Here is a 22,615-nt window from a genome sequence, read left to right on the forward strand (position 1 = left end):
GATTTTCATCCCTGGGTCTTCTGGATAGCTTCGCGAAGCACCTGGCGGTCGTCGAAGGGACGGACCACGCCGGCGATGTCCTGGCCCTGCTCGTGGCCCTTGCCCGCGACGAGCACGGTGTCGCCGGCCTGGGCGCGGCCCACGACGGCGGCCACGGCGGCGGCCCGGTCCTCGAAGAGGAGGACCTCGCCGCGCTCGTGCGCGGGCACGGAGGCCGCGCCCTGGAGCATGGTCGCGAGGATCGCGAGGGGATCCTCGGAGCGGGGGTTGTCGGAGGTCAGTACGGCCGTGTCGGCGAGCCGGGCCACGGCGGCGCCCATCGGTGCGCGCTTGGTCTGGTCGCGGTCGCCGCCGCAGCCGAGGACGACGTGCAGCCGCCCCTTGGTGACCTTGCGCAGCGCCTTGAGCACCGACTCCACGGCGTCGGTCTTGTGGGCGTAGTCGACCACCGCCAGGTAGGGCTGCCCGGCGTCGACGCGCTCCAGGCGGCCCGGGACGCCCGGGACGGCTGCGATGCCGTCGGCGGCGGTCTGCGGGTCGAGGCCGGCCGCGGCGAGGGCGACGATGGCGGCGAGGGTGTTCGCCACGTTGAAGGGGCCCGGCAGCGGCGACTTGGCGTGCACGCGCTCGCCGTTCGGACCCAGGACGGTGAACGTCGAGTCCATGGGACCGACCTGGACGTCCTGGGCGCGCCAGTCGGCGTCGGGGTGGCCCTCGGCGGAGAAGGTGACGACCGGCACGGTCGCCTCCTTCGCGAGCCGGCGGCCGTACTCGTCGTCGGCGTTGACCACGCCGAACGCGCTGCGTTCCGGCGTGAACAGCTGTGCCTTGGCCCGGAAGTAGTCCTCCATGTCGGAGTGGAACTCCATGTGTTCCGGGCTGAGGTTGGTGAAGACGGCGATGTCGAAGACGCAGCCGTCGACCCGGCCGAGGACCAGGGCGTGGCTGGAGACCTCCATGGCGACCGCCTCGACGCCCCCTTCGCGCATGACGGCGAACAGGGCCTGGAGGTCGGTGGCTTCGGGCGTGGTGCGCTCGGACTTGATGCGCTCGTCGCCGATGCGGATCTCGACGGTGCCGATGAGGCCGGTCGAACGGACGGTCTTCAGGCCGCCTTCCACCAGGTAGGCGGTGGTGGTCTTGCCGGAGGTGCCGGTGATGCCGATCTGGAGCAGGTCGCGGCCCGGGTGGCGGTAGATCGTGGCCGCCAGCTCTCCCATCCGCCCGCGCGGGTCCTCGACCACCAGGACGGGCAGCCCGGACGCGGCGGCGCGCTCGGCGCCCGTGGGATCGGTGAGCACGGCGACGGCGCCCAGGCTCGCGGCCTGGGTGACGAAGTCGGCGCCGTGCAGCCGGGCGCCCGGGAGGGCGGCGTACAGGTCACCGGGGCGGACCGCGCGCGAGTCGTGGGTGATCCCCGTGACCTCGGCGGCGGCTTCCGGCGCGGTGACACCCAGCTGGCCGGCGAGCTCCGCGAGGGGTGTGGCGGGGAGCGTCGTCGGCCGGGGCAGTCCCGGATAGGTCACGGGTTGGCCCTTCTGGGTGATGGGGGACTGATCAGCGTGTGGCACGGCGGTGAGCGTACCGGGCGCACCCGCTCCGGAGCGAAGTGAGGGCCTGTGGGCGCCTTGGTTCCCGGGGTCCGGGGTGATCGTTGTCACGAGCTGGTTCCTGGTGTTTCCGAGGTGCTGATCAGGGCTTGTAGTCGACGGGCAGGTTGGCGGCCTTCGCGCCGGTCGGCGGGACCTGGAGGGTCTTCAGGGCGAACTCCATCACCTGCTTGTAGATGGGGGCGCAGATCTGGCCGCCGAAGTAGCTGCCCGAGGTGGCGTTCTGGATGGCGCAGTAGACGGTGATCCGCGGGTTGTCGGCGGGGGCGAAGCCGGCGAAGGACGACGTGTAGCCGCGGTAGCGGCCGGTGACCGGATCCACGCGGTTGGCCGTGCCGGTCTTGCCCGCGACCCGGTACCCGGGGATGCGGGCCTTGATGCCGGTGCCCTGTCCGTCGTCGACGACGGACTCCAGCATCTGCGCGAGGCTCTTGGCGGTCTTCTCGCTGACGACCCGTGTCTGCTCGGGCTTCGGCGCGGGGGCGAAGCTGCCGTCGGCGCCCTTGGTGCCGCGCACCAGGGTCGGCTGGACGCGGACACCGCCGTTGGCGATGGTCGAGTACACGGAGGCGGCCTGCATCGCGTTGATGGAGAAGCCCTGGCCGAAAGGGATCGTGTACTGCTGAGAGGTGGACCACTTCTGCGGCGGCGCGAGGATGCCGGCGGTCTCGCCGGGGAAGCCGAGGCCGGTGGGGCTGCCGATGCCGAACTTGCGCAGGTAGGAGTAGAGGACCTTGTTGGCCTCGGGCTGGGTCTTGCCGAGTTCGCCGGTGGCCAGGATGGTGCCGATGTTGCTGGACTTGGCGAGCACGCCGTTGAGGGTCAGGTTCCAGGTGGCGTGGTCGATGTCGTCCTGGAAGAGCCGGTCGCCGCGGTGCAGCCGGTTGGGTACGACGACATGGGTGAGCGGGGTCGCGACGTTCCGCTCCAGCACGGCCGCCATCGACATCACCTTCGCCGTGGAGCCGGGCTCGTAGGCGTCCTGGACGGCCGCGTTGCCCATGGCGTCGCCGTCGGCCTTCGACAGGTCGTTGGGGTCGAAGCCGGGCGAGTTGGCCATGGCGAGGATCTGGCCGGTGCGGGTGTCCTGGACGATGACGTAGCCCCGGTCCGCCTTGGACTTCCTCACCTGCTCGCTGATCGCGTCCTGCGCGGCCCACTGGATGTCGCGGTCGATGGTCAGCTCGACGTCGGAACCGGGCACGGCGGGGGTCTCCGTGGACCCGGCCGTCGGCACCTGGCGCCCGCCGGCCTGGGCGTAGCGGACCTTGCCGTCCTTCCCGGACAGCTGCTTGTCCAGTTCCTGCTCGATGCCGCCGCCGCCCTGGCCGTCGGCGTTGACCCAGCCCAGTATCCCGGCGGCCAGGTCGCCGTTGGGATACACGCGCTGGCTGCTGGGGTCCGCGAAGACACCGGCCAGCACGTTGACGGTGGTGTGGTCCGTCTCCGACTTGGCGGTGAGCGCGGTCTTCAGGTCCTTGATCTGCTTCCAGACCTGCGGGGTCTGCCGGGCGGCGAGCCGGGTGTAGCGGGAGTTCTTGTTCGCGGGGCGCAGTTTCTTCACGAGCGTGGCCTGGTCCTGGCCGAGGATCGGGGCGAGCAGCGCGGCGGCCTTCTCCGGTCCGTCGGAGATCTTCAGCTGCGCGCGGCCGAACATCGTCGGGTCGGCCGTGATGTCGTACGCGTCCTCGCTGACGGCGAGGGCGACGCCGTTGCGGTCGGTGATCTCGCCGCGCTCGGCGGCCAGCGTGTGCACCACGTACCGGTTCTGCTCGGCCCGCGCCGTGTAGGAGCTCGCGTCGACGGCCTGGACCTGGAGCAGCCGCACCACGAAGGCGAGCAGCACCAGGGTCAGGGCGAGGCTGACCAGGCGCAGCCGGGGCCGGGGGCTGCCCAGCCGGAGGGGGCGCGACACCGGGGGCCGGGTCCCGCCGGAGCGGCGGACCGGCCGGGCACCGGGCCCGGGCTGCCGCCGGACGGCACCCCGCGGCCGGGGAGGCTTGGCGGGCCCGGGCACGCGGCGGCGCGGCGATTCCCTGTCGGACACTTCCGTCACCTGCCGGGGGTCGGGGTGGGGGTGGGCTGGGGGATCGCGAACGGCGTCATCGCACCTGCCGGGGCCGACGTCCGGGCCGGTCGCCGCCGGACGACCTGGCATGGCCGCCGCGCGCGCGGGACCGGCCGCGCCTGGCACCCGTACAAGCCGCCGGCGGCGGAGCGCGACGCGTTCCGGGCCGGCCGGCGCCGGGTGGCACACGGAGGCCGGCGCGGGGAGCGGTGTCCGCCCGGCGCCGGCGGGCCGGAGTACGCGGGCCCGGGCACGCGGCGGCGCGGCGGTTCCCTGTCGGACACTTCCGTCACCTGCCGGGGGTCGGGGTGGGGATGGGCTGGAGGGTGGCGGGCTGCGCGGCTGCCGGGTCGCCCGGGGGCTGGGGCGGCGCGGTGGGGGCCGGGGCGACGGGCGGGGCCGTGGAGAGGGGGGCGCCGGCCGGGGTGAGGGGGCCGGGGCCGGCCGGGGCCATGAGGGCGGCGGGCTCGGGGGCGGCGACGCCGGGGACGCCCTTGACGGTGCCGTCGGGGCCGAGGAAGGCCGGGTCGCCGCCGGGGACCATGCCGAGTTCGCGGGCGCGGCGCTGCAAGGCGTCCGGGGACGAGTAGGCGTCGATGTCCCGCTGGAGGGCCTGCTCCTGGTCGGTGAGGTTCTTCGTCCGCTTCTCCAGGTCGGCGAGTTCGAACGACCCTTCGCTGAGCGCGGAGTTCAGCACCAGCAGCCCGATGAGGCCGCCGCCGAGGAGCAGGACGACGAGCAGGACGAACGGGGTGCGGGCCGCCTGGGCGCGACCGGCCGGGAAGAGCCGGGCCAGCCGGGCGGCCCTCCCCTTCAGCTCGGGTTTCCTGCTCACTGCTCCCCCGGTGCGTGCGGGACACCGCTCCCCCGGTGCGCGGGGGAACCCTTCCGACCCGTCTCGCTCACTCGACGTCCTCCCGGATGCGCTCGGCACCCCGCAGTCTGGCCGGTGCGGCCCGGCGGTTCTCGGCGATCTCTTCCTCGGTGGGAAGTTCGGCACCACGGGTGAGCAGCTTGAGCCGCGGCTGGTACCGCTCGGGCACGACGGGCAGCCCGGGCGGCGCGGTGGTGGCGGCCCCGGCCGCGAACACCTGCTTGACGAGCCGGTCCTCGAGCGAGTGGTACGACAGCACGGCGACGCGCCCGCCGACGTCCAGGGCCTTCACGGCGGCCGGGATCGCCCGCTCCAGGACCGACAGTTCGCCGTTGACCTCGATGCGCAGGGCCTGGAAGGTCCGCTTGGCCGGATTGCCGCCCGTGCGCTTGGCGGCCTGCGGCAGCGCGTCCCGGATGAGTTCCACGAGCCGCGCGCTGTTGCCGAACGGCTCCTTCTCGCGCTCCCGGACGATCGCGGCGACGATCCGCTTGGCCTGCTTCTCCTCGCCGTACGCACGCAGGATCCGCACGAGTTCGCCGGCCGGGTAGGTGTTGAGGACCTCGGCGGCGCTGATCCCGGTCGTCTGGTCCATGCGCATGTCCAGGGGCGCGTCCTGCGCGTAGGCGAAGCCGCGGCCGGCCTCGTCCAGCTGCATGGAGGAGACGCCGAGGTCGAACAGCACGCCCTGCACGCGCGCGATGCCGAGCCGGTCCAGCACCTCGGGCAGCTCGTCGTACACGGCGTGCACGAGGGTGGCGCGGTCCGCGTAGGGAGCCAGCCGCTCACCGGACAGCCGCAGCGCCTCCTTGTCCCGGTCGAGGCCGATCAGCCGCGCCTCGGTGAACCGGCCGAGCAGCGCCTCGCTGTGCCCGCCGAGGCCGAGGGTGCAGTCGACGACCACCGCGCCCGGCCGCTCCAGGGCGGGCGCCAGCAGATCCAGGCACCGCTGGAGCATCACCGGGACGTGTCGACTCTGGCTCAAGGGGGCCTCTCAGGATCCGGCGCAGGATACGCACCGCCGCGGGTCCCCGCCAGCTCGTGAAGGGGCGGCCTGCCGGCGCCGGAAGCGTCAGCCGACCGGGAGCGGGAGGAGGCCGAGCCGTACGTACGCGCCGCGCGCGTGGGGAGACGGTCCGGGCGCATGCCGGGGTCTCCGGGGGTTTCACCAGCAGGAAGAGCCACGCCTCCCGCTTCGCGCCACTTTAGTCCACCCTGTCTCGCGGTCAATCAACCGGCCTGCGCGTCGCGCACCGCGCGCGGACCGGGGCGGTCATTCGAACGGATTCATCCGTCCGGTCGGGTATGCCCTCCGTGTGGGTTAGCTCACAACACGCCACGATGACGATTCTCGCCCCCTCTCACAGCACGCCGGAACCTCGTGTGACCAGTAACGTCGTCAGTATGACGACTTCCGCAGCAGTACCCACTGGATCCGAAGGCGCCATAACAGCCGGCGACACCGTGACCGACCGCCTCGTGGAGGCCAACCAGCGGTACGCCGAGGCGTTCACGGACCCCGGTATGGACGCCAGCCCCGTTCTCCACGTCGCCGTCGTCGCGTGCATGGACGCCCGCCTGGACCTGCACAAGGCCCTCGGCCTCCAGCTCGGCGACTGCCACACGATCCGCAACGCGGGCGGTGTGGTCACCGACGACGTCATCCGGTCGCTGACCATCAGCCAGCGCAAGCTCGGCACCCGCAGCATCGTGCTCATCCACCACACCGGCTGCGGCCTGGAGGCCCTCACCGAGGACTTCCGCACCGAGCTGGAGATGGAGATCGGGCAGCGGCCGTCCTGGGCGGTGGAGTCCTTCCGCGACGTGGACCAGGACGTGCGCCAGTCCATGCAGCGGGTGCGCACCTCGCCGTTCCTGCTGCACACCGACGACGTCCGCGGCTTCGTCTTCGACGTGCGCACCGGTCTGCTGCGCGAGGTCGACCCGGCCTGATCCGGGGTGCAGAGCCACCGCCCCGGTACGCATCCCGCCGTCCCGTATCGAAAATGCGGTCGAAAAGTCGTAAGACCGGCATCGTGCGGGCAGTTGTCCACAGGCGAGTGACACGAATCGGTAACGGCAGCAAGAATGCGGGGGTGTGACGTCACGCGGAACTTTTCCCGCGTGGTGTCCGTGTTTCGGGGTGGGCCGGTTTCGCACGAGAGCGTCGGCCCGGAAAGAACGGGCCGAGGAGGGCCGGGTGACGACCTATGACGATCGAGCGAACCCCAATGAGCTGACCGCCACGGTGGAGCGGGTGCGCGGTTCGGTGGAGGGCGTGATCGAGGGCAAGCCCGAGGTCGTACGACTCGCGCTGACCGTGCTGCTCGCGGAGGGCCACCTGCTGATCGAGGACGTCCCCGGGGTGGGCAAGACCATGCTCGCCAAGGCGCTGGCGCGGTCCATCGACTGCTCGGTGCGGCGCATCCAGTTCACACCGGACCTGCTGCCCTCGGACATCACGGGCGTGTCCATCTGGGACCAGCAGCGCCGCGACTTCGAGTTCAAGCCGGGCGCCATCTTCGCGCAGATCGTGATCGGCGACGAGATCAACCGCGCCTCGCCCAAGACCCAGTCCGCGCTGCTGGAGTCGATGGAGGAGCGACAGGTCACCATCGACGGGCAGACGTACGAACTGCCCAGCCCCTTCATGGTGGTGGCCACCCAGAACCCGGTCGAGATGGAGGGCACCTACCCGCTGCCCGAGGCCCAGCGCGACCGCTTCATGGCCCGCGTCTCCGTCGGCTACCCGAGCGTGGAGGCCGAGCTCCAGATGCTCGACGTCCACGGCGGGGTCAGCCCGCTGGAGGACCTCCAGCCGGTGGCGCACGCGCACGAGATCGTGAAGCTGATCGAGGCGGTGCGCGGGGTGCACGTCGCCGAGCCGGTCCGGCGCTACGCGGTCGAACTCGTCGCCGCCACCCGTACCCACCCCGACCTCAGACTCGGTGCCTCCCCGCGCGCGACGCTGCACCTGCTGCGCGCGGCCAAGGCGTCCGCGGCCCTCGCCGGCCGGGAGTACGCACTGCCGGACGACGTCCAGGCGCTCGCCGCCGCCGTCCTCGCCCACCGTCTGCTGCCCACCGCGCAGGCCCAGCTGAACCGCCGCACGGCCGAGCAGGTGGTGCTGGAGATCCTCCAGCACACCCCGGTGCCCACCGCCCAGGCCCCGGTCCCGCACAACGGCTTCGGCGGTCTGGGCCGTACCGTCCCGGCCTATCCCCAGCAGCCCCCGCGGAGTCTGTGATGAGTTCCTGGGGGGCCGGGCCGGCGGAGGCCGACCGCGGGGAGGCGGGCGGCGTCCGTACGGCCCTGGCGGGGCTCACCACCCGGGGCCGCTCCTTCCTCGCGGCCGGGATCGCCGCCGCGATCTGCTCGTTCGTGCTGGGCCTGAACGAGCTGCTGCGGGTCGGCCTGCTGCTCGCCGTGCTGCCCCTGATCTGCGCGGCCGTGCTGTACCGCACGCGCTACCGGGTGGCCGCGAGCCGCCGCCTCGCCCCCGCGCGCGTCCCCGCCGGCAGCGAGGCGCGGGTGCACCTGCGCATGGACAACGTCTCCCGGCTGCCCACCGGCCTGCTGATGCTCCAGGACCGGGTGCCGTACGTCCTCGGGCCCCGGCCCCGCTTCTTGCTGGACCGGGTCGAGCCGGGCGGTCGCCGCGAGGTGTCCTACCGGGTCCGCTCCGACCTGCGGGGCCGCTATCCGCTCGGCCCCCTCCAGCTGAGGCTCGCCGACCCCTTCGGCATGTGCGAGCTGACCCGCTCCTTCTCGACGCACGACACCCTGACGGTCATCCCGCGCGTGGAGCCGCTCTCCCCGGTCCGCTTCGGCGGCGAGGCCAAGGGCTACGGCGACGGACGGCAGCGCTCGCTGGCCCTCGCCGGCGAGGACGACGTCATCCCGCGCGGCTACCGCTACGGCGACGACCTGCGCCGGGTGCACTGGCGCTCCACCGCCCGCTACGGCGAGCTGATGGTGCGCCGCGAGGAGCAGCCCCGGCGCTCCCGGTGCACCGTGCTCCTGGACACCCGCGGCGGCGCGTACGAGGGCGCGGGCCCGGACTCGGCCTTCGAGTGGGCCGTCTCCGGTGCCGCCTCCGTGCTGGTGCACATGCTGGAGCGCGGTTTCTCGGTACGGCTGCTGACCGACAGCGGCAGCGCGGTGCCCGGCGAGGGCGCCGACGGCTTCGCGGGCACCGGCCAGGAGACCGCGGACGCCGCCGGGCTGATGATGGACACCCTGGCGGTGATCGACCACTCCGACGGCACCGGGCTGTCCCGGGCGTACGACGTGCTGCGCGGCGGCAACGAGGGGCTGCTGATCGCCTTCCTCGGCGACCTGGACGAGGAGCAGGCCACGACGGTCGCCAAGATGAGCCGGCGCAGCGGCGGCGCCGTCGCCTTCGTGCTGGACCCCGACACCTGGACCCGGGAGGCGACCGACGTCCCCCGCCCGGGCGACCGGCACGCGGAGCGGCTGCGGATGCTGCGCGAGGCGGGCTGGACGGCGCTGAGCGTGCCGCGCGGGGCCTCGCCGGACGAACTGTGGCGGCAGGCGGACCGGGAGCGCTCCGGGCTGACCGCCGTGACCGGGGAGGCGCGGGGATGAGCGGGCGGGCACGACTGGCACTGTGCGCGGCGGCGGCCACCCTGATGGCCTCCTGCGCGCTGCTGCCGCTGGTCACCGAGCCGACCTGGCTGCTGCAACTGGTCCCGCTGGTGGCCATCCAGACCGGGGTGGGTGCGGCGGCCCGGCGGGTGCCGCTGGGCCGGACGCTGACGGTGGCGGCACAGGCGCTGGTCACCCTGATGCTGCTGACCCTGGTGTTCGCCCGGGGGCACGCGCTCATCGGGCTGATCCCCGGCCCGGACACCTTCCGGTACTTCGCCGACCTGCTCCAGCAGGGCACGGACGACGTCAGCCGGTACGCGACACCGGCACCGGTCACCGACGGCATCAAGCTGATGCTGATCGGTGGCGCGCTGCTGATCGGCCTGCTGGTGGACACGCTCGCGGTGACCTTCCGCAGCGCGGCCCCGGCCGGTCTGCCGCTGCTCGCGCTGTACTCGGTGGCCGCGGGCCTGTCCGGCGGCGGCGCGGGCTGGCTGTGGTTCCTGGTGGCGGCGGCCGGCTATCTGATGCTGCTGCTCGCGGAGGGCCGGGACCGGCTCGCCCAGTGGGGCCGGGTCTTCGGCGGCGCGCCGCGCACCCCGGGCGGCCCGGAGGGCGCCGTGGCGCCGGTGCGCACCGGGCGCCGGATCGGCGCGGTCGCGCTCGGCGTGGCCCTGGTGGTGCCGCTCGCCCTGCCCACGATCAACGGCGGCCTGCTGGACGCCGCGGGCACCGGCGTGGGAGCGGGGGGCGGCAACGGGGGCACGATCTCGGCGGTCAACCCGCTGGTGTCCCTGCGCGACAACCTGAACACGAACGACGACCGCCAGGTGCTGACGCTGCGGACGGACTCGAACGACATCTCCGACCTGTACCTGCGGATCGTCTCCCTGGACGACTTCGACGGCACCACCTGGAAGCCGGCGCGGCGGCACATCGTCGGCGTGCCGGACAAGCTCCCCACACCCATCGGCCTGGGCTCGGACATCGAGCGCGGCAAGGTGACGACGACCGTCACGGCGGCGGACTGGTACGCGCAGGACTGGCTGCCGATGCCCTACCCGCCGAGCAAGGTGAGGGTCAGCGGCCGGTGGCGGTACGAGCCCGTCGGGATGACCCTCGTCGGCGACCGCGGCCAGACCACGCGCGGCGGGACGTATCAGGTGACCAGCCTGGACGTGCGGCCGACGGCGGAGCAGCTCGCCGCCGCGCCGCAGCCGCCGGCCGCCCTGAGGCGCGAGTACACCAAGGTGCCGTCCTCGGTGCCCAAGGTGGTGGCCCGCACCGCGCGGGAGATCACGGCGGGCGCGAGCAGTCACTACGAGGAAGCCGTCAGGCTCCAGGACTGGTTCGCGGTCAACGGGGGCTTCCAGTACGACACCTCGGTGGAGGTGGGCCGCGGTCCCGGCGCCATAGCGAACTTTCTGAAGAAGAAGCAGGGGTTCTGCGTCCACTTCTCCTTCGCGATGGCCGCGATGGCCCGCACCCTCGGCATCCCGGCCCGGGTCGCGGTGGGCTTCGCGCCCGGCACCCCGCAGGCCGACGGCACGGTCGCGGTGAACCAGAAGGACGCGCACGCGTGGCCCGAGCTGTACTTCGAGGGCGTGGGCTGGACCCGCTTCGAGCCGACCCCGACCCGGGGCACCACGCCGTCGTACACCCAGTCGGACACGCCCGGCAGCTCGCTGCCGGAGGAGGCGCTGCCGTCCAAGGGCGCGTCCTCGGCGCCCTCGGCGGCGGCCTCGCCGAGCGAGAGCTGCGCCGGTGAGCTGCGCAGGCTCCAGGCCTGCGGCAGCCCGTCCGCGGCGGCCGTCCCGCACCACGAGGACGGCGGTGCCGGCTGGTGGTGGCCGCTGATCGGGCTGGGCGCGCTGCTGGTCCTGGCGGTTCCGCTGTCGCCGCTGCTGTGGCGGGAGCGGCTGCGCGGGCGCCGGCTGGGCGGGCACGCCCGGACGGCGGGGGGCTCGGCGGCGCACACCCTGGCGGCGTGGCAGGAGCTGACCGACAGCGCCTGGGACCACGGCATCGCGCCGGACGAGTCGCTGACCGCGCGCAAGGCCGCCGACCGGATCGTCCGGCTCGGCCATCTCGATCCGGCGAGCGGGGCCGCCGTGCACCGGGTGGCGGACGCGGTGGAGCAGGTGCTGTACGCGCCCGCCCCGCGCCCGGCGGCGGGGACGGCGCAGGACGTGCGCCGGGTGATCGAGGGGCTGCGGGCCACGGTGAGCACCGGGACGCGGCTGCGGGCGCGGTTCCTGCCCCGCTCCTCGGTGCGGGTGCTGTGGGCGGTGTCGGCCCGCTGGTCGGCCCTGCGCACCCGGGTCGCGGCGGCCCGCCCGACGCTGCGCCGACCGTCCGGGCAGCGGGGCTGAGCGCGGACGGCGCGGGCCGTCCGGGCGGCCTGGACGACGCGGGCGGCGTGTGCGGTCAGCCGTGGGCGGCATGTGCGGTCAGCGTGGGCGGCGCGGGACTGAACGCACACGGTGGCGGCGCTCCCAGCGCGGCTGACCGCACGCGGCGCGGGCGGCGTGGCTCGGTGGCAGCGCGCCGCTACCCGAGATACGCGTCTCAGCGCGACTGAGCCACCGTGAGGCAGGGCTGAGCACGTGTGAGGGGCGGCCACCGGCTGGTGGCCGCCCCTCACGTATGTCTGCGTGTCCGGCGCCGTGGGAGGCGCGGCGCGGTCAGTGACCCTGTTCGTCCCGGCGGCGCTGCCAGCGCTGCTCGATCCGGTCCATCATGGAGCGCTTCGGCCGCGCCTGGCGGCGCGGGGTGCCCTGGGGGTGCTCACCCGGCTTCGGTGCCTTGCGCCAGCCGGTGACGGCGAGCACGGCACAGCCCAGCATGACGAGGAAACCCACCACGCTGACCCAGATCAGCTGCGCGACCATTCCGGCCATGAGGAGCGCGATACCCGCGAGGAAGCCTGCGACCGCCTGGTAGACCCGCCGCCGGGTGTACGTCCGCAGCCCGTTTCCCTCAAGCGCCGACGCGAACTTGGGGTCTTCGGCGTACAGCGCTCGCTCCATCTGCTCAAGCATTCGCTGCTCGTGCTCAGAGAGCGGCACGGAGTCCTCCTCATCGTGCAGTCGCCGGGGGCGACCCGGGGGGTCCCTTCAGGATAGGCAGGGAATCGCCCCCGTGAAACCCGCCCCTCTACGCCAATTGGCCAACCGGAGCCCGTCATGGCCGTCCGACTCGCTGAGGCTTCCATTCCCCGGCGGCCGACCCGTCATGCCGGACGGTGTACCTCGATCATACGGCGCAAACCCCTCGATCGGGGGGCTTGTGGCGTACTCCATCCGCGCCCGAGGCGCTGATCAGCGGCTCGTCCCGCCTGTGCGCCCCGGTCCCGGTGATGCGCTTCCGTGCCGGTTGTGATCTCAGACCTCTCGGGCGCCGGTGGTCTCACCGAGCACATGGAGCTGGGTGGCGACGGAGTGGAACGCGGGCAGCTCGGCCGCCGCGGCCTCCAGCTTCAACAGCGCGTCCAGGGCACCGGGCTCGGTGTCCACCAGGACCCCGGGCACCAGGTCGGCGAAGACGCGCACACCGTGCACCGCGCCGACCCGCAGACCGGCGCCCTCGACCAGCGCGGTGAGCTGCTCGGCGGTGAAGCGACGGGGCACGGGGTCGCCGGTGCCCCAGCGGCCGTCGGGGTCCTGGAGCGCCTGCCGGGCCTCGGTGAAGTGCCCGGCCAGGGCGCGGGCGAGCACGGCACCGCCGAGGCCGGCCGCGAGCAGGCTGAGGACGCCCTCGGGGCGCAGCGCGGCGACCGCGTTGCGGATGCCCTCGGCCGGGTCGTCCACGTACTCCAGGACGCCGTGGCACAGAACGGCGTCGTAGCCGCCGCGCTCGACCACGTCGAACAGACCGTGCACGTCGCCCTGGACGCCCTTGACCCGGTCGGCGACACCGGCCTCGGCGGCGCGACGCTCCAGCGCGAACAGCGCGTTGGGGCTGGGGTCGACCACGGTGACGCGGTGGCCGAGGCGGGCGAGGGGCACGGCGAACCTGCCGCTGCCGCCCCCGGTGTCCAGGACGTCCAGCGCTTCCCGGCCCGTGCCCTTGACCCGGCGGTCCAGGGCGTCCTGGAGGACCTCCCAGACCACAGCCGTACGGAGAGAGGCGCGAGGACGGGAGGGGTCGGAGCGCGGCGACGTCGCCTGGGGGTGGTGGTGGGAGACGGGCGGGCGCATCGGGTCCGACACGGCAGTTGACTCCTCGGCGGGGCGGGACTTCAGGCGATGTCCACCCTATTGCCTCCACGCCGTGCCTGGTCACCGCGACGGCGCCGCCCCCGTACGCCTCCCCGGCGGGGCGCCCCGCGGTCAGCCCGCGTCCGGCAGATCACCTCCCGGACCGGCCCCCCTCCTCGGACCGTCCCCGCCGGTGCCGGTGCCGCCGGCGGTGTCGCCGGCGGGGTCCTGGCGGGGCTGGGGCAGGACCGGCTGGAGGACCAGCATCCGCTCCACGATGCGGAGGAACATCTCCACGTCGCGTATCAGGTCGTCGGCGTCCCGCTGCCCGGCCGCTCCCTGGATGCCCGCCTCGGCACGGGCGCGACGGGCGGCACCGGAGGCGAACAGCGCGCTCCACTCGGTCAGCTCCGGGGCGATCTCGGGCAGCACCTCCCAGGCGCTGCGGATCCGGGCCCGGCGGCGCGGGGAGGTCTCGGGCCGGCCCCGGGCGGCCAGCACGGCGGCGGCGGTGCGCAGGGCGGCGAGGTGGGCCGTCGCGTAGCGTTCGTTCGGCGTGTCCAGGACGGTGGCCTCCTCCAGTCCGGCACGGGCCTGGGCGAGCAGGTCGAGGGCGGCGGGCGGGGCCGTGGCCCGGCGGAGCACGGGGTGCACGTCGCTCGCCGGGCCGGTCAGTGAGGGGGCAGGGCCGGTGGCGCGGCGCCGGCGTGCGGCGGCTGCGGACGAGTGGGCCATGACGAACCTCCTGTCGTCTGGGTGACGGCACGAATGCCGTATGTGCCCATCGTGCGGTATGCCACTGACAATCCGTTCTGACCTGCGCTTTTGCGTCGATCGTAGATTCGGGCGTATTTTTGCACTGACCAGTCAGTGCAATTGCGGCCTACGCCGTCAGGGGGGCTTGTGGACGACGCACACGGAACGGCCGGCGCGGCCGGAGCCGTCGGCACGGGCGGAACCGTCGACGCGGACGGCCCGGCCGGCGCCGGCATCAGGGCCGAGGCGCTCGGGATCCAAGGGCCACGGGGGTGGGCCTTCCGCGGCGTCGCCCTGGACGCGGAGCCCGGCTCGCTGATCGCGATCGAGGGACCCTCCGGCTCCGGCCGCACGTGTCTGCTGCTCGCACTCACGGGACGGATGAAGCCCACCGAAGGAGTGGCCACCGTCGCCGGGTTCGAACTCCCCCGCCAGATGGCGGCCCTGCGCCGTGTCAGCGCGGTGGCGAACGTGACCGGCGTGACCGACCTGGAGCCGGCCCTCACCGTCGGGGAGCACCTGCGCGAACGGGCCCTGTTGCAGCGCAGGTTCGGCGACTCCCTGCGCCAACTGCTGCACCCCCGCGCCCAGCGCGCGTACGAGGCGCGGCTGCGGGTCGACGCGGCCCTGGCCGCCGCCGGACTCGACCTGGAGACGCTCCCGAAGGGCTCGCGCACGGCCGTACGCGACCTCGAACGGCCGCAGGAGCTGCGCCTGTCGCTCGCGCTGGCCCTGCTCGGCCGGCCCCGGCTGCTCGGGGTGGACGACATCGACATGAAGCTCTCGGACGCCGAACGCGCCGAGGTCTGGGACCTGTTGCGGTCGCTCACGCGCGCGGGCACGACGGTCGTGGCCGTGTGCCGCACCGCTCCCGAGGACTGCGTCAACGTCCCGACCGGGCCGAAGAAGACCGAGCCGAGGGACTCCGAGCCGAGGAACGCCGGGCCGAGGAACTCCGGGCCGAAGGACTCCGGGCCGAGGAACTCCGCGCCGAAGAAGGAGGACGCCGGTGATGCGCTCACCGAGGCTGGCCGCGCTTGAGCTGAGGCGCTTCGGGCGCGGGAAGCTCCCCCGGGCCGCCCTCGTCGCGCTGCTCGTGCTGCCGCTGCTCTACGGCGCCCTGTACCTGTGGTCGTTCTGGGACCCGTACGGCCGTCTGGACCGCATCCCGGTGGCCCTGGTGAACGACGACAAGGGCACCACGGCGGGCGGCAGGAAGATCACCGCCGGTGACGACATCGTCGACGGGCTGCGCGACAGCCGGACCTTCGAGTGGCACGAGGTGAGCGACGAGGAGGCCCGCGCGGGCGTCGAGGACGGCACCTACTACCTGTCGCTGACCATGCCGGCCGGCTTCAGCAGCCGGATCGCGTCCAGTTCCGGCGACTCCCCGGAGACCGGCGCCCTCCAGGTGCGCACCAACGACGCGAACAACTACATCGTCGGCCAGATCTCCCGCACGGTCTTCAACGAGGTGCGCTCGGCCGCGTCCACCAAGGCCTCCCGGAGCTTCCTGGACAAGATCTTCGTGTCCTTCTCCGACATCCACGACAAGACCGTCACGGCCGCGCAGGGCGCCGACAAGCTGAACAGCGGGATCGGAAAGGCGGAGAAGGGCTCCAAGGACCTCGCGGACGGACTGAAGGAGGCCAAGGGCGGCAGCGGCAAGCTGGCCAAGGGCCTGAAGAAGCTCGACACCGGCTCGGGCGACCTCCAGGAGGGCTCGCGGCAGGTCGCCGACGGCACCCAGGCGCTCGCCGACAAGGTCGACGGCGTCTACGCCCAGGCGGGCCCGTTCCTGAAGGACAACGAGAAGACCATCGGGGACACCGCCCGGCTGGTCTCCGACTCGGCCAAGGCGGTCAAGGACAACCTGGACGTGCTGGTGAAGCTCGCGCCGGGCGCCGCGAAGACCGCGCACGCCTCCTCCGCCGTCCTGGACGAGATCTACCAGGCGCGCTGCGCGAGCGCGACGCTCCCCGACCCGGCCTGCCCCGAGCTGAAGCGGGCCAGGACGGCCGCCGCCGAGGTGGCCACCGTCGCCGACGACCTCAACACGCTGATCGCCGACCAGGACGGCGACCTGAAGACGATGCGGGACAACCTGGGCACGCTCCAGAAGCAGGCCGACGCCCTCGCCGAGCGCGCACCGCACCTGTCCGAGGACGTCGAGGACGCCGTCAAGAAGATCGACAAGCTGAACACCGGCGCGCACCAGGTCGCCGCCAGTGCCGAGAAGCTGCACACCGGACTGGGCACCGCCCACACCGGCGCGGTCGCCCTGGACAAGGGCATCGGCACGGCGAAGTCGGGCGCCGAGACCCTCAGCGGCGGCCTGTACAAGCTGTCCGACGGCTCCGGCAAGCTCGCCGGCGGACTGCACTCGGGGGCGAAGAAGATCCCGGACTACGACAAGCAGGACCGCGACCGGCGCACCGGCGTGATGGCCGACCCGGTCCAGCTCGCCTCCCACGACCTGCACAAGGCGCCGAACTACGGCACCGGTTTCGCCCCCTACTTCATCCCGCTGTCGCTGTGGGTCGGCGCGATGGTGGCCTACATGCTGATCCCGCCGCTCAACCGGCGGGCCCTGGCGGCCGGTGCCTCCGCCTGGCGGATCGCGTTCGCCGGCTGGCTCCCGGTGGTCGCGGTGGGCGTGCTCCAGGTGGCCGCCCTGATGGCCGTGCTGCACTGGGCGGTCGGCCTGGAGATGCTGCGGGCGGCCGGCACGATCGGCTTCCTGTTCCTGGTCACGGCCTGCTTCGCGGCGATCGTGCAGTGGCTGAACGCCCACTTCGGCGCGGCCGGCCGGATCCTCGTGCTCGCGCTGCTGATGCTCCAGCTGACCTCGGCGGGCGGCACCTACCCCGTCCAGACCAGCCCGGGCTTCTTCAACGCGATCCACCCGTTCCTGCCGATGAGCTACATCGTGGAGGCGCTGCGCCGGCTGATCACGGGCGGCGGGCTCGGCCCGGTGTGGCTGGCGTGCGGTGTGCTCACCGCGTTCACCGCCGGCGCCCTCGCGCTGACCGCCCTCGCGGCCCGCCGCCGCCAGGTGTGGACGCCGGCACGGCTGCACCCGGAGCTGAGCCTGTGATCCGGGGCGAGCGCCCGCACGCGCGCGTACCTGTGAGAATCGGGGCCATGGAAAGCAGCAGCGCCAAGGCCGGCGGCAGCACGCGTCGCGAGGCCACCCGGCAGAAGCTCTACGAGGCGGCCGTCACGCTCATCGCCGAGCAGGGCTTCTCCGCGACCACGGTGGACGAGATCGCCGAGCGGGCCGGGGTCGCGAAGGGCACGGTCTACTACAACTTCGCGAGCAAGTCCGTTCTCTTCGAGGAGCTGCTCAGGCACGGCGTCGGCCTGCTCACCGCCTCCCTGAAGGAAGCGGCCGAACAGGCGGCACGCGAGGGCCGCGGCAAGGTGGACGCGCTGGACGCGATGATCCGCGCGGGCCTGGTCTTCATCGACCGCTACCCGGCCTTCACCCAGCTGTACGTCGCCGAGCTGTGGCGCACCAACCGGGCCTGGCAGTCCACCCTGATGGTGGTGCGGCAGGAGGCGGTCGCGGTGGTGGAGGGGGTGCTGCGCGAAGGCGTGGCGGTCGGCGAGTTCAGCGACGAGATCGATGTCCAGCTGACGGCGGCGGCACTGGTCGGCATGGTCCTGGTGGCCGCGCTGGACTGGAAGTCGTTCCAGCCGGAGCGCTCCCTGGACGACGTGCACGCGGCCCTGTCCCGGCTGCTCCAGGGACGGGTCAGCGGCAGGGTCTGAGCGGTGCGCCCGGCCCGAGAGCCGCACCCGGCCCAAGCGTCTGAGAGGCGTACGCGGAAGGCGCCGGTCCGCTGTGGACCGGCGCCTTCCCCTTCCCCGTGCCGCCACCGGGATTCCCCCGTTCTCCCCCGTTACTCCCGGTGGCGCCCCCGTTGCTCCCCCGTACTTCCCTCCCGCACTCCTCCGTACGGGCTCCCCCGTGGCGGACCCCCGTGGTGGTCTTCCCCCGAGGCCCCCGTGTCTCGCTTCCGCCGACGGATCGGCGGAAGGAGCGGCCAGGGGGCGGGCGCCGTTCCGCCGCCCCGTGCCGGCGGTGCCGGGCCGCGCCCCTCTGCCGTGTCTCCACTCTCCCGTTCGCACGTCTCCCGGCCCATCCGCGCGCGTACTCATCTGGCCGTCTGAGTACGCGTACTCAGCCGTCCGCGCGCGTGCCCACGCCTGTGGTCCGGCGCCTGGCTACGATCGCGTCCGTGTCCGTACTCCCTCTGGTCTTCACGAGCGGCTGGGCCAGCGGCATCAACGCCTACGCGGTGGTGCTGCTGCTCGGCCTCTTCGGCGCGGCGGGGATCGCCGACGACGTCCCGCAGACGTTGCAGCGCCCCGAGGTGCTGATCGTCGCGGGTGTGCTGTTCCTGTGCGAGGCCGTCGCCGACAAGATCCCCTACGTCGACTCGCTGTGGGACTCCGTGCACACGGTGGTCCGGCCGCTGGCCGGTGCCTGGGTCGGGGCGCTGCTCGCCGGACAGAGCGGCTCGCTCTCCGACGTGGCGGCCGGCCTGATCGGCGGTTCGACGGCGCTGGCCAGCCACGCCGTGAAGGCCGGGACGCGGATGGCGGTCAACACCTCGCCCGAGCCGTTCAGCAACATCGCGCTGAGCCTCGCCGAGGATCTCGGGGTCGGGGGCATCGTCACGTTCGCGGTGTTCCACCCGGAGGCGGCGGCGGTCATCGCGGCCGTCCTGCTGGCCGGCGGGCTGCTGACCCTGCTGTTCCTCGTCTCGCGCATCCGGCGTTTCCTGCGTCGCCGGGCCCAGCGCCGGGAGGAGCGGCGCCTCGCCTCACGGGCTCCCTGACCTGCGCTGGAGCCGCCCGGCGGCCGGATTGTCGGTGGCGGTCGATACAGTCACGGGCATGGCACGGATTGCGGTGATCGGCGCCGGGATGGGCGCGATGGCGGCTGCCGCCCGGCTGGCCGTCGCGGGCCACCGGGTGACGGTGTACGAACGGACGGAGACGTACGGCGGCTCGGTGCGCCGGTTCGAGCGGGACGGGTTCCGCTTCGACACGGGCCCGGGACTGCTGACGCTGCCCGCCGTGTACCGCGACCTGTTCATCAAGACCGGCAAGGAACCGCTCGAGGACCGCGTCGAGCTGGTCCAGGTCGACCCGTCCTCGCGGCACGTCTTCGCGGACGGCACGCGGGTGTCCCTGCCCAACGCCTCCCGCGCGGGCGTCGTCGCGGCTCTGGACGAGGCGCTGGGCGCCGGGGCGGGCGAGCGCTGGGGCGACTTCCTGGTGCGGGCCCGCGAGGCCTGGGACCGCACCCGCCGGCCGCTGCTGGAGGAGCCGCTGTGGCCCAACTGGCAGGTGCTGGCCGACAAGGAGCCGTACCCGGGCACCACGTACAAGCGGCTGCTGGGCAGGCGCCGCGTGGCCAAGCTGTTCGAGATCGGCAAGCGGGAACTGCGCGACCCCCGGCTGGCGCAGCTGCTGGACGGCTACGCGCTCGCGTACGGCGTCGACCCGGGCGTCGCCCCGGCGAGCGCGGCCGTGCTGCCCTACATGGAGCACGCCTTCGGCACCTGGTACGTGCGCGGCGGCATCCGGGAGCTGGCGGACGCGGTGTACGAGCGGTGCCGGGAACGGCGGGTCGAGTTCGTGTTCGGCGCCGAGGTCACCCGGATCCTGGAGAAGGACGGCCGCGCGGCCGGGGTGGAGCTCGCTGGGGGCCCCTCCCAGGCGTCCGGCTCCGGAGCGGGCACGGTGGCCGAGGCGGACTTCGTGATCGGCCAGGGCCCGTGGAGACTGCGCGGCCTGACGGGCCGGCAGGTGTACGGGGCCGGGGCCGTCGAACCGGAGCCGGAGGACCGGTACCCGGGCCGGGTGGTCGTGTGCCTGGCGCTGCGCGGGGCACGGGGGCCCGGCGCGGTGCACCGCACGGTGGTGCACGCGGCCGACGACGAGGGCGACCTGGATCTGTTCCGGCACGGCGTGCTGCCCGACCTGCCGACGACCGTCGTCGACCGGCCGGACGACCCGGCCCTGCGCCCCGACGGGGAGCACGAGAGCGTGGTGCTGACGGCGACGGTGCCGTCGGCGACGGAGTACGACTGGGCGGCGCCCGGTGCCGCCGACGCCTTCGCGGACCGGATGGTCGCCGCCGCCGAGCGGGCCGTTCCGGGGCTGCGCGAGCGGGTGCTGTGGCGCGAGGTCCGCACACCGCTGGACACCGAGCGGGAGACGGGAGCCGTGGGCGGTGCCGTGCCGCCGCCTGCGCTGGCCGCGCCGGAGGGGGTGCTGCATCCGGCCAACTCCACGGCGGTACCGGGCCTGTTCGCCGTCGGCGGCTGGTCCCATCCGGGCGGCGGCCTCCCGCACGCCGGCATGTCGGGCGCGCTGGTGGCCGGCCTGATCGTGGAGGGCCCGGAGTTCCGCGGCTCGCAGTGAACGGGCGCCGGGTGAACGGACGCCCGGTGAACGGACGGCTCGCGCCGGGTGGTTCCCCAGGCTGCCGGTGAGCGGGTGAGCCCGGGGAGCCGGACCGTCAGAAGCGGTACTGCTCGTCGTACCCGGCCCCGGACTGCGGCTGCGGTCCGCCCTGCTGGTGGGGATACGGCTGTTCCTGCGGGAGTTCACCGCCGTAGCTCTCGTCGGTGCGCTGCTGCGGCACCCACACCCCGCCGGCCGGGGTCTCGCCGTAGCCGCCGGTGGCGTACGGGTCCTGCGCGTAGCCCTGCTGCTGCCCGTACTGCTGGGCGTGCCCCTGGTCGTAGGAGCCGTAGGGCTGGCTGCCGATGTACGGGTCGGAGTAGTTGGCGTAGCCCTGCTGGGCGGCGCTGTCGTAGTCGTAACCCTGCTGGCCGTAGCCCGAGTAGTCGTAGGCGTAGCTCTGCTGGTCGCTCTGCTGGGCGGTGTGCGCGTGCGCGGGATCGCCGTAGACGCCGTAGTTGCCGGTGTCGTCAGGGAGGGGCTGCGGCTCGTAGACGGCGGTGGTCTCGGCGGCGGTGGCCTCGGCCGTCCGGGCGGCGGCCGGGGTGAAGACGTCGTCGCGGTCGTAGTCGTCGTAGTCGCCGTGCGCCCGGCCGTGGCCGCCCTGGTCGGTGGCGTGCTCGGGGTCGCGGTCGTCGGCGGCCGGGGCGAACTCGGGGTCGGCGCCCTGCGGGTCCGGCGCGTGCCGGTCCGCCCGGCCGCGGCGCCGCTTGCTGCCGGCCGCCGCCTCGGGGCCGGGCCGCTTGACCGCCCAGCCGGAGGAGAAGCCGCGGCGGAACGACAGCGTGACGTAGGTCTGGCCGACCGCGAAGGCGATCGCGCCCAGCCCGATCACGATGACGGACGGCATCAGCACGCCCACCACGACGCCGAGGAAGCCGCCGAAGGCGAGGAGGCGCCAGCGCAGCCGCGCCTTGTACTGCAACAGCACCTCGCCCAGCAACCACAGCGCGACGCCGCCGAACGCGATGTAGAGGACCGTCCAGCCCATGTACGCCCCTCTCCCAGTGACCGCTACGCAGTGTGTCGTATCGCGGTGCGGCCGGTCTAGGCCTGCGGGGGGTGGTGCAGGCCCAGGTTCTCGTAGATTTCCAGGGTCGCCGTGGAGTTGTTGAGCGTGATGAAGTGCAGTCCGGGCACTCCCTCGGCCAGCAGCCGCGCGCAGAACTCCGTGGCGAACTCGATACCGATGGAGCGTACCGCCGCCGGATCGTCCTTCGCTGTGAGGATCCGCTCTTTCAAGGCGTCCGGGACATGGGCGTTGCTGAGCGTCGGCAACCGTTCCAGCATCTTCACACTGGTGACCGGCAGGATTTCCGGGATGACCGGGGTCTCGCAGCCCGCCGCCGCCACGCGGTCGCGCAGGCGCAGGTACGACTCCGGCTGGAAGAACATCTGCGTGATGGCGTAGTCGGCGCCCGCACGGCACTTGTCCACGAAGTGGGCGACGTCGGTGTCCCAGTCCGCGGAGCGCGGGTGCATCTCCGGGAACGCGGCGACGCCCACGCAGAAGTCGCCCGACTCCTTGATGAGCCGGACGAGTTCGGCCGCGTAGGTCAGGCCGCGGGGGTGCGGCACCCACTCGCCCATCGGGTCGCCGGGCGGGTCGCCGCGCACGGCGAGCATGTTGCGGATGCCGGCGTCCGCGTACTGGCCGATGATGTTGCGCAGTTCGGCGATGGAGTGGTCGACCGCGGTGAGGTGGGCGACCGGGGTCAGTGTGGTGTCCGCGACGATCTGCTGGGTCTCCTTGACGGTGCCCGCGCGGGTGGAACCGCCGGCGCCGTAGGTCACGGAGACGAAGTCGGGGGCGACGGCCTCGACCCGCCGGAGCGCGCTCCACAGGTTCCGCTCGCCCTTCGGGGTCTTCGGCGCCGAGAACTCGAACGAGTACGTCGTCTTGCCTGTGGCGAGGATGTCACTCACGGTACGTGCGCGATCAGTCCTGGTGGATGCGGTTCCTAGGGCCATACCGGCAGGTTAGCCAGGGGTGGGCGGTCCCCCAACCGGATAC

General features: G+C 73.4%; 18 protein-coding genes. 9 read left to right on the forward strand and 9 right to left on the reverse strand.

The window, feature by feature from the left end; all coding sequences use genetic code 11:
* Positions 1 to 5: 5 nt before the first annotated feature.
* From IE273_RS14955 to rsmH, 4 genes are all read right to left on the reverse strand, one after another.
* A complete protein-coding gene (locus IE273_RS14955) occupies positions 6 to 1,661 on the reverse strand; it encodes a UDP-N-acetylmuramoyl-L-alanyl-D-glutamate--2,6-diaminopimelate ligase (RefSeq protein ID WP_189815649.1) in 1,656 nt (551 codons plus the stop codon).
* Between the two features lie 31 nt (positions 1,662 to 1,692).
* Positions 1,693 to 3,657, reverse strand: a complete 1,965-nt coding sequence (locus tag IE273_RS14960) for a peptidoglycan D,D-transpeptidase FtsI family protein (RefSeq protein ID WP_308437036.1) — start codon at positions 3,655 to 3,657, stop codon at positions 1,693 to 1,695.
* A 310-nt stretch (positions 3,658 to 3,967) separates the two neighbouring features.
* Positions 3,968 to 4,513: a cell division protein FtsL gene (gene ftsL / locus IE273_RS14965; RefSeq protein WP_189815651.1), complete on the reverse strand. Its 546-nt coding sequence runs from the start codon at positions 4,511 to 4,513 to the stop codon at positions 3,968 to 3,970.
* A gap of 67 nt (positions 4,514 to 4,580) precedes the next feature.
* Positions 4,581 to 5,537 carry a 16S rRNA (cytosine(1402)-N(4))-methyltransferase RsmH gene (gene rsmH, locus IE273_RS14970; RefSeq protein ID WP_189815652.1) on the reverse strand — a complete coding sequence of 319 codons (957 nt, stop codon included), beginning with the start codon at positions 5,535 to 5,537 and terminating at the stop codon, positions 4,581 to 4,583.
* 419 nt (positions 5,538 to 5,956) lie between these two features.
* Between rsmH and IE273_RS14975 the strand changes: the two genes are divergently transcribed.
* From IE273_RS14975 to IE273_RS14990, 4 genes are all read left to right on the forward strand, one after another.
* Positions 5,957 to 6,505 carry a beta-class carbonic anhydrase gene (locus IE273_RS14975; protein ID WP_189815653.1) on the forward strand — a complete coding sequence of 183 codons (549 nt, stop codon included), beginning with the start codon at positions 5,957 to 5,959 and terminating at the stop codon, positions 6,503 to 6,505.
* 247 nt (positions 6,506 to 6,752) lie between these two features.
* Positions 6,753 to 7,799: an AAA family ATPase gene (locus IE273_RS14980; protein ID WP_189815654.1), complete on the forward strand. Its 1,047-nt coding sequence runs from the start codon at positions 6,753 to 6,755 to the stop codon at positions 7,797 to 7,799.
* The gene (locus tag IE273_RS14985) at positions 7,799 to 9,160 is read left to right on the forward strand and encodes a DUF58 domain-containing protein (RefSeq protein WP_189815655.1); all 1,362 of its coding nucleotides are present in this window, start codon (positions 7,799 to 7,801) and stop codon (positions 9,158 to 9,160) included. The genes IE273_RS14980 and IE273_RS14985 overlap by 1 nt, the downstream gene beginning before the upstream one ends.
* A complete protein-coding gene (locus IE273_RS14990) occupies positions 9,157 to 11,535 on the forward strand; it encodes a transglutaminase TgpA family protein (RefSeq protein ID WP_189815656.1) in 2,379 nt (792 codons plus the stop codon). The genes IE273_RS14985 and IE273_RS14990 overlap by 4 nt, the downstream gene beginning before the upstream one ends.
* A 312-nt stretch (positions 11,536 to 11,847) precedes the next feature.
* On the opposite strand, the gene IE273_RS14995 is transcribed toward IE273_RS14990, so the two are convergent.
* From IE273_RS14995 to IE273_RS15005, 3 genes are all read right to left on the reverse strand, one after another.
* On the reverse strand, positions 11,848 to 12,231 hold the full coding sequence (locus tag IE273_RS14995; protein ID WP_189815657.1) for an SCO2097 family morphological protein: 384 nt from the start codon (positions 12,229 to 12,231) through the stop codon (positions 11,848 to 11,850).
* Positions 12,232 to 12,546: 315 nt separating this feature from the next.
* Positions 12,547 to 13,374, reverse strand: coding sequence for a class I SAM-dependent methyltransferase (locus tag IE273_RS15000; RefSeq protein ID WP_189815658.1), 828 nt, complete (start codon positions 13,372 to 13,374; stop codon positions 12,547 to 12,549).
* 120 nt (positions 13,375 to 13,494) lie between these two features.
* Complete coding sequence (locus IE273_RS15005; RefSeq protein ID WP_189815659.1) at positions 13,495 to 14,097, reverse strand: SAV_6107 family HEPN domain-containing protein; 603 nt, start codon at positions 14,095 to 14,097, stop codon at positions 13,495 to 13,497.
* 168 nt (positions 14,098 to 14,265) lie between these two features.
* Here IE273_RS15005 and IE273_RS15010 point away from each other — a divergent pair, with 168 nt between their 5' ends.
* From IE273_RS15010 to IE273_RS15030, 5 genes are all read left to right on the forward strand, one after another.
* Positions 14,266 to 15,159, forward strand: coding sequence for an ATP-binding cassette domain-containing protein (locus tag IE273_RS15010; protein ID WP_373309345.1), 894 nt, complete (start codon positions 14,266 to 14,268; stop codon positions 15,157 to 15,159).
* Positions 15,131 to 17,215: a YhgE/Pip domain-containing protein gene (locus IE273_RS15015; RefSeq protein WP_189815660.1), complete on the forward strand. Its 2,085-nt coding sequence runs from the start codon at positions 15,131 to 15,133 to the stop codon at positions 17,213 to 17,215. Before IE273_RS15010 ends, IE273_RS15015 begins: the two co-directional genes overlap by 29 nt.
* Positions 17,216 to 17,262: 47 nt before the next feature.
* Positions 17,263 to 17,892, forward strand: a complete 630-nt coding sequence (locus IE273_RS15020) for a TetR/AcrR family transcriptional regulator (RefSeq protein ID WP_189815661.1) — start codon at positions 17,263 to 17,265, stop codon at positions 17,890 to 17,892.
* A 470-nt stretch (positions 17,893 to 18,362) separates the two neighbouring features.
* Complete coding sequence (locus IE273_RS15025; RefSeq protein WP_014672187.1) at positions 18,363 to 18,965, forward strand: DUF4126 domain-containing protein; 603 nt, start codon at positions 18,363 to 18,365, stop codon at positions 18,963 to 18,965.
* 58 nt (positions 18,966 to 19,023) lie between these two features.
* Positions 19,024 to 20,559, forward strand: coding sequence for a phytoene desaturase family protein (locus tag IE273_RS15030; RefSeq protein WP_189815662.1), 1,536 nt, complete (start codon positions 19,024 to 19,026; stop codon positions 20,557 to 20,559).
* A 97-nt stretch (positions 20,560 to 20,656) separates the two neighbouring features.
* Here the strand turns inward: IE273_RS15030 and IE273_RS15035 are convergent, their stop codons facing one another.
* Together IE273_RS15035 and metF are read right to left on the reverse strand one after the other, a co-directional pair.
* The gene (locus IE273_RS15035) at positions 20,657 to 21,592 is read right to left on the reverse strand and encodes an SCO2102 family sporulation regulator (RefSeq protein ID WP_189815663.1); all 936 of its coding nucleotides are present in this window, start codon (positions 21,590 to 21,592) and stop codon (positions 20,657 to 20,659) included.
* A 56-nt stretch (positions 21,593 to 21,648) separates the two neighbouring features.
* Positions 21,649 to 22,572: a methylenetetrahydrofolate reductase [NAD(P)H] gene (metF, locus tag IE273_RS15040; RefSeq protein WP_189815664.1), complete on the reverse strand. Its 924-nt coding sequence runs from the start codon at positions 22,570 to 22,572 to the stop codon at positions 21,649 to 21,651.
* Positions 22,573 to 22,615 lie beyond the last annotated feature (43 nt).

It is taken from the genome of Streptomyces olivaceoviridis (genome assembly GCF_014650115.1).
GTDB lineage: Bacteria > Actinomycetota > Actinomycetes > Streptomycetales > Streptomycetaceae > Streptomyces > Streptomyces olivaceoviridis.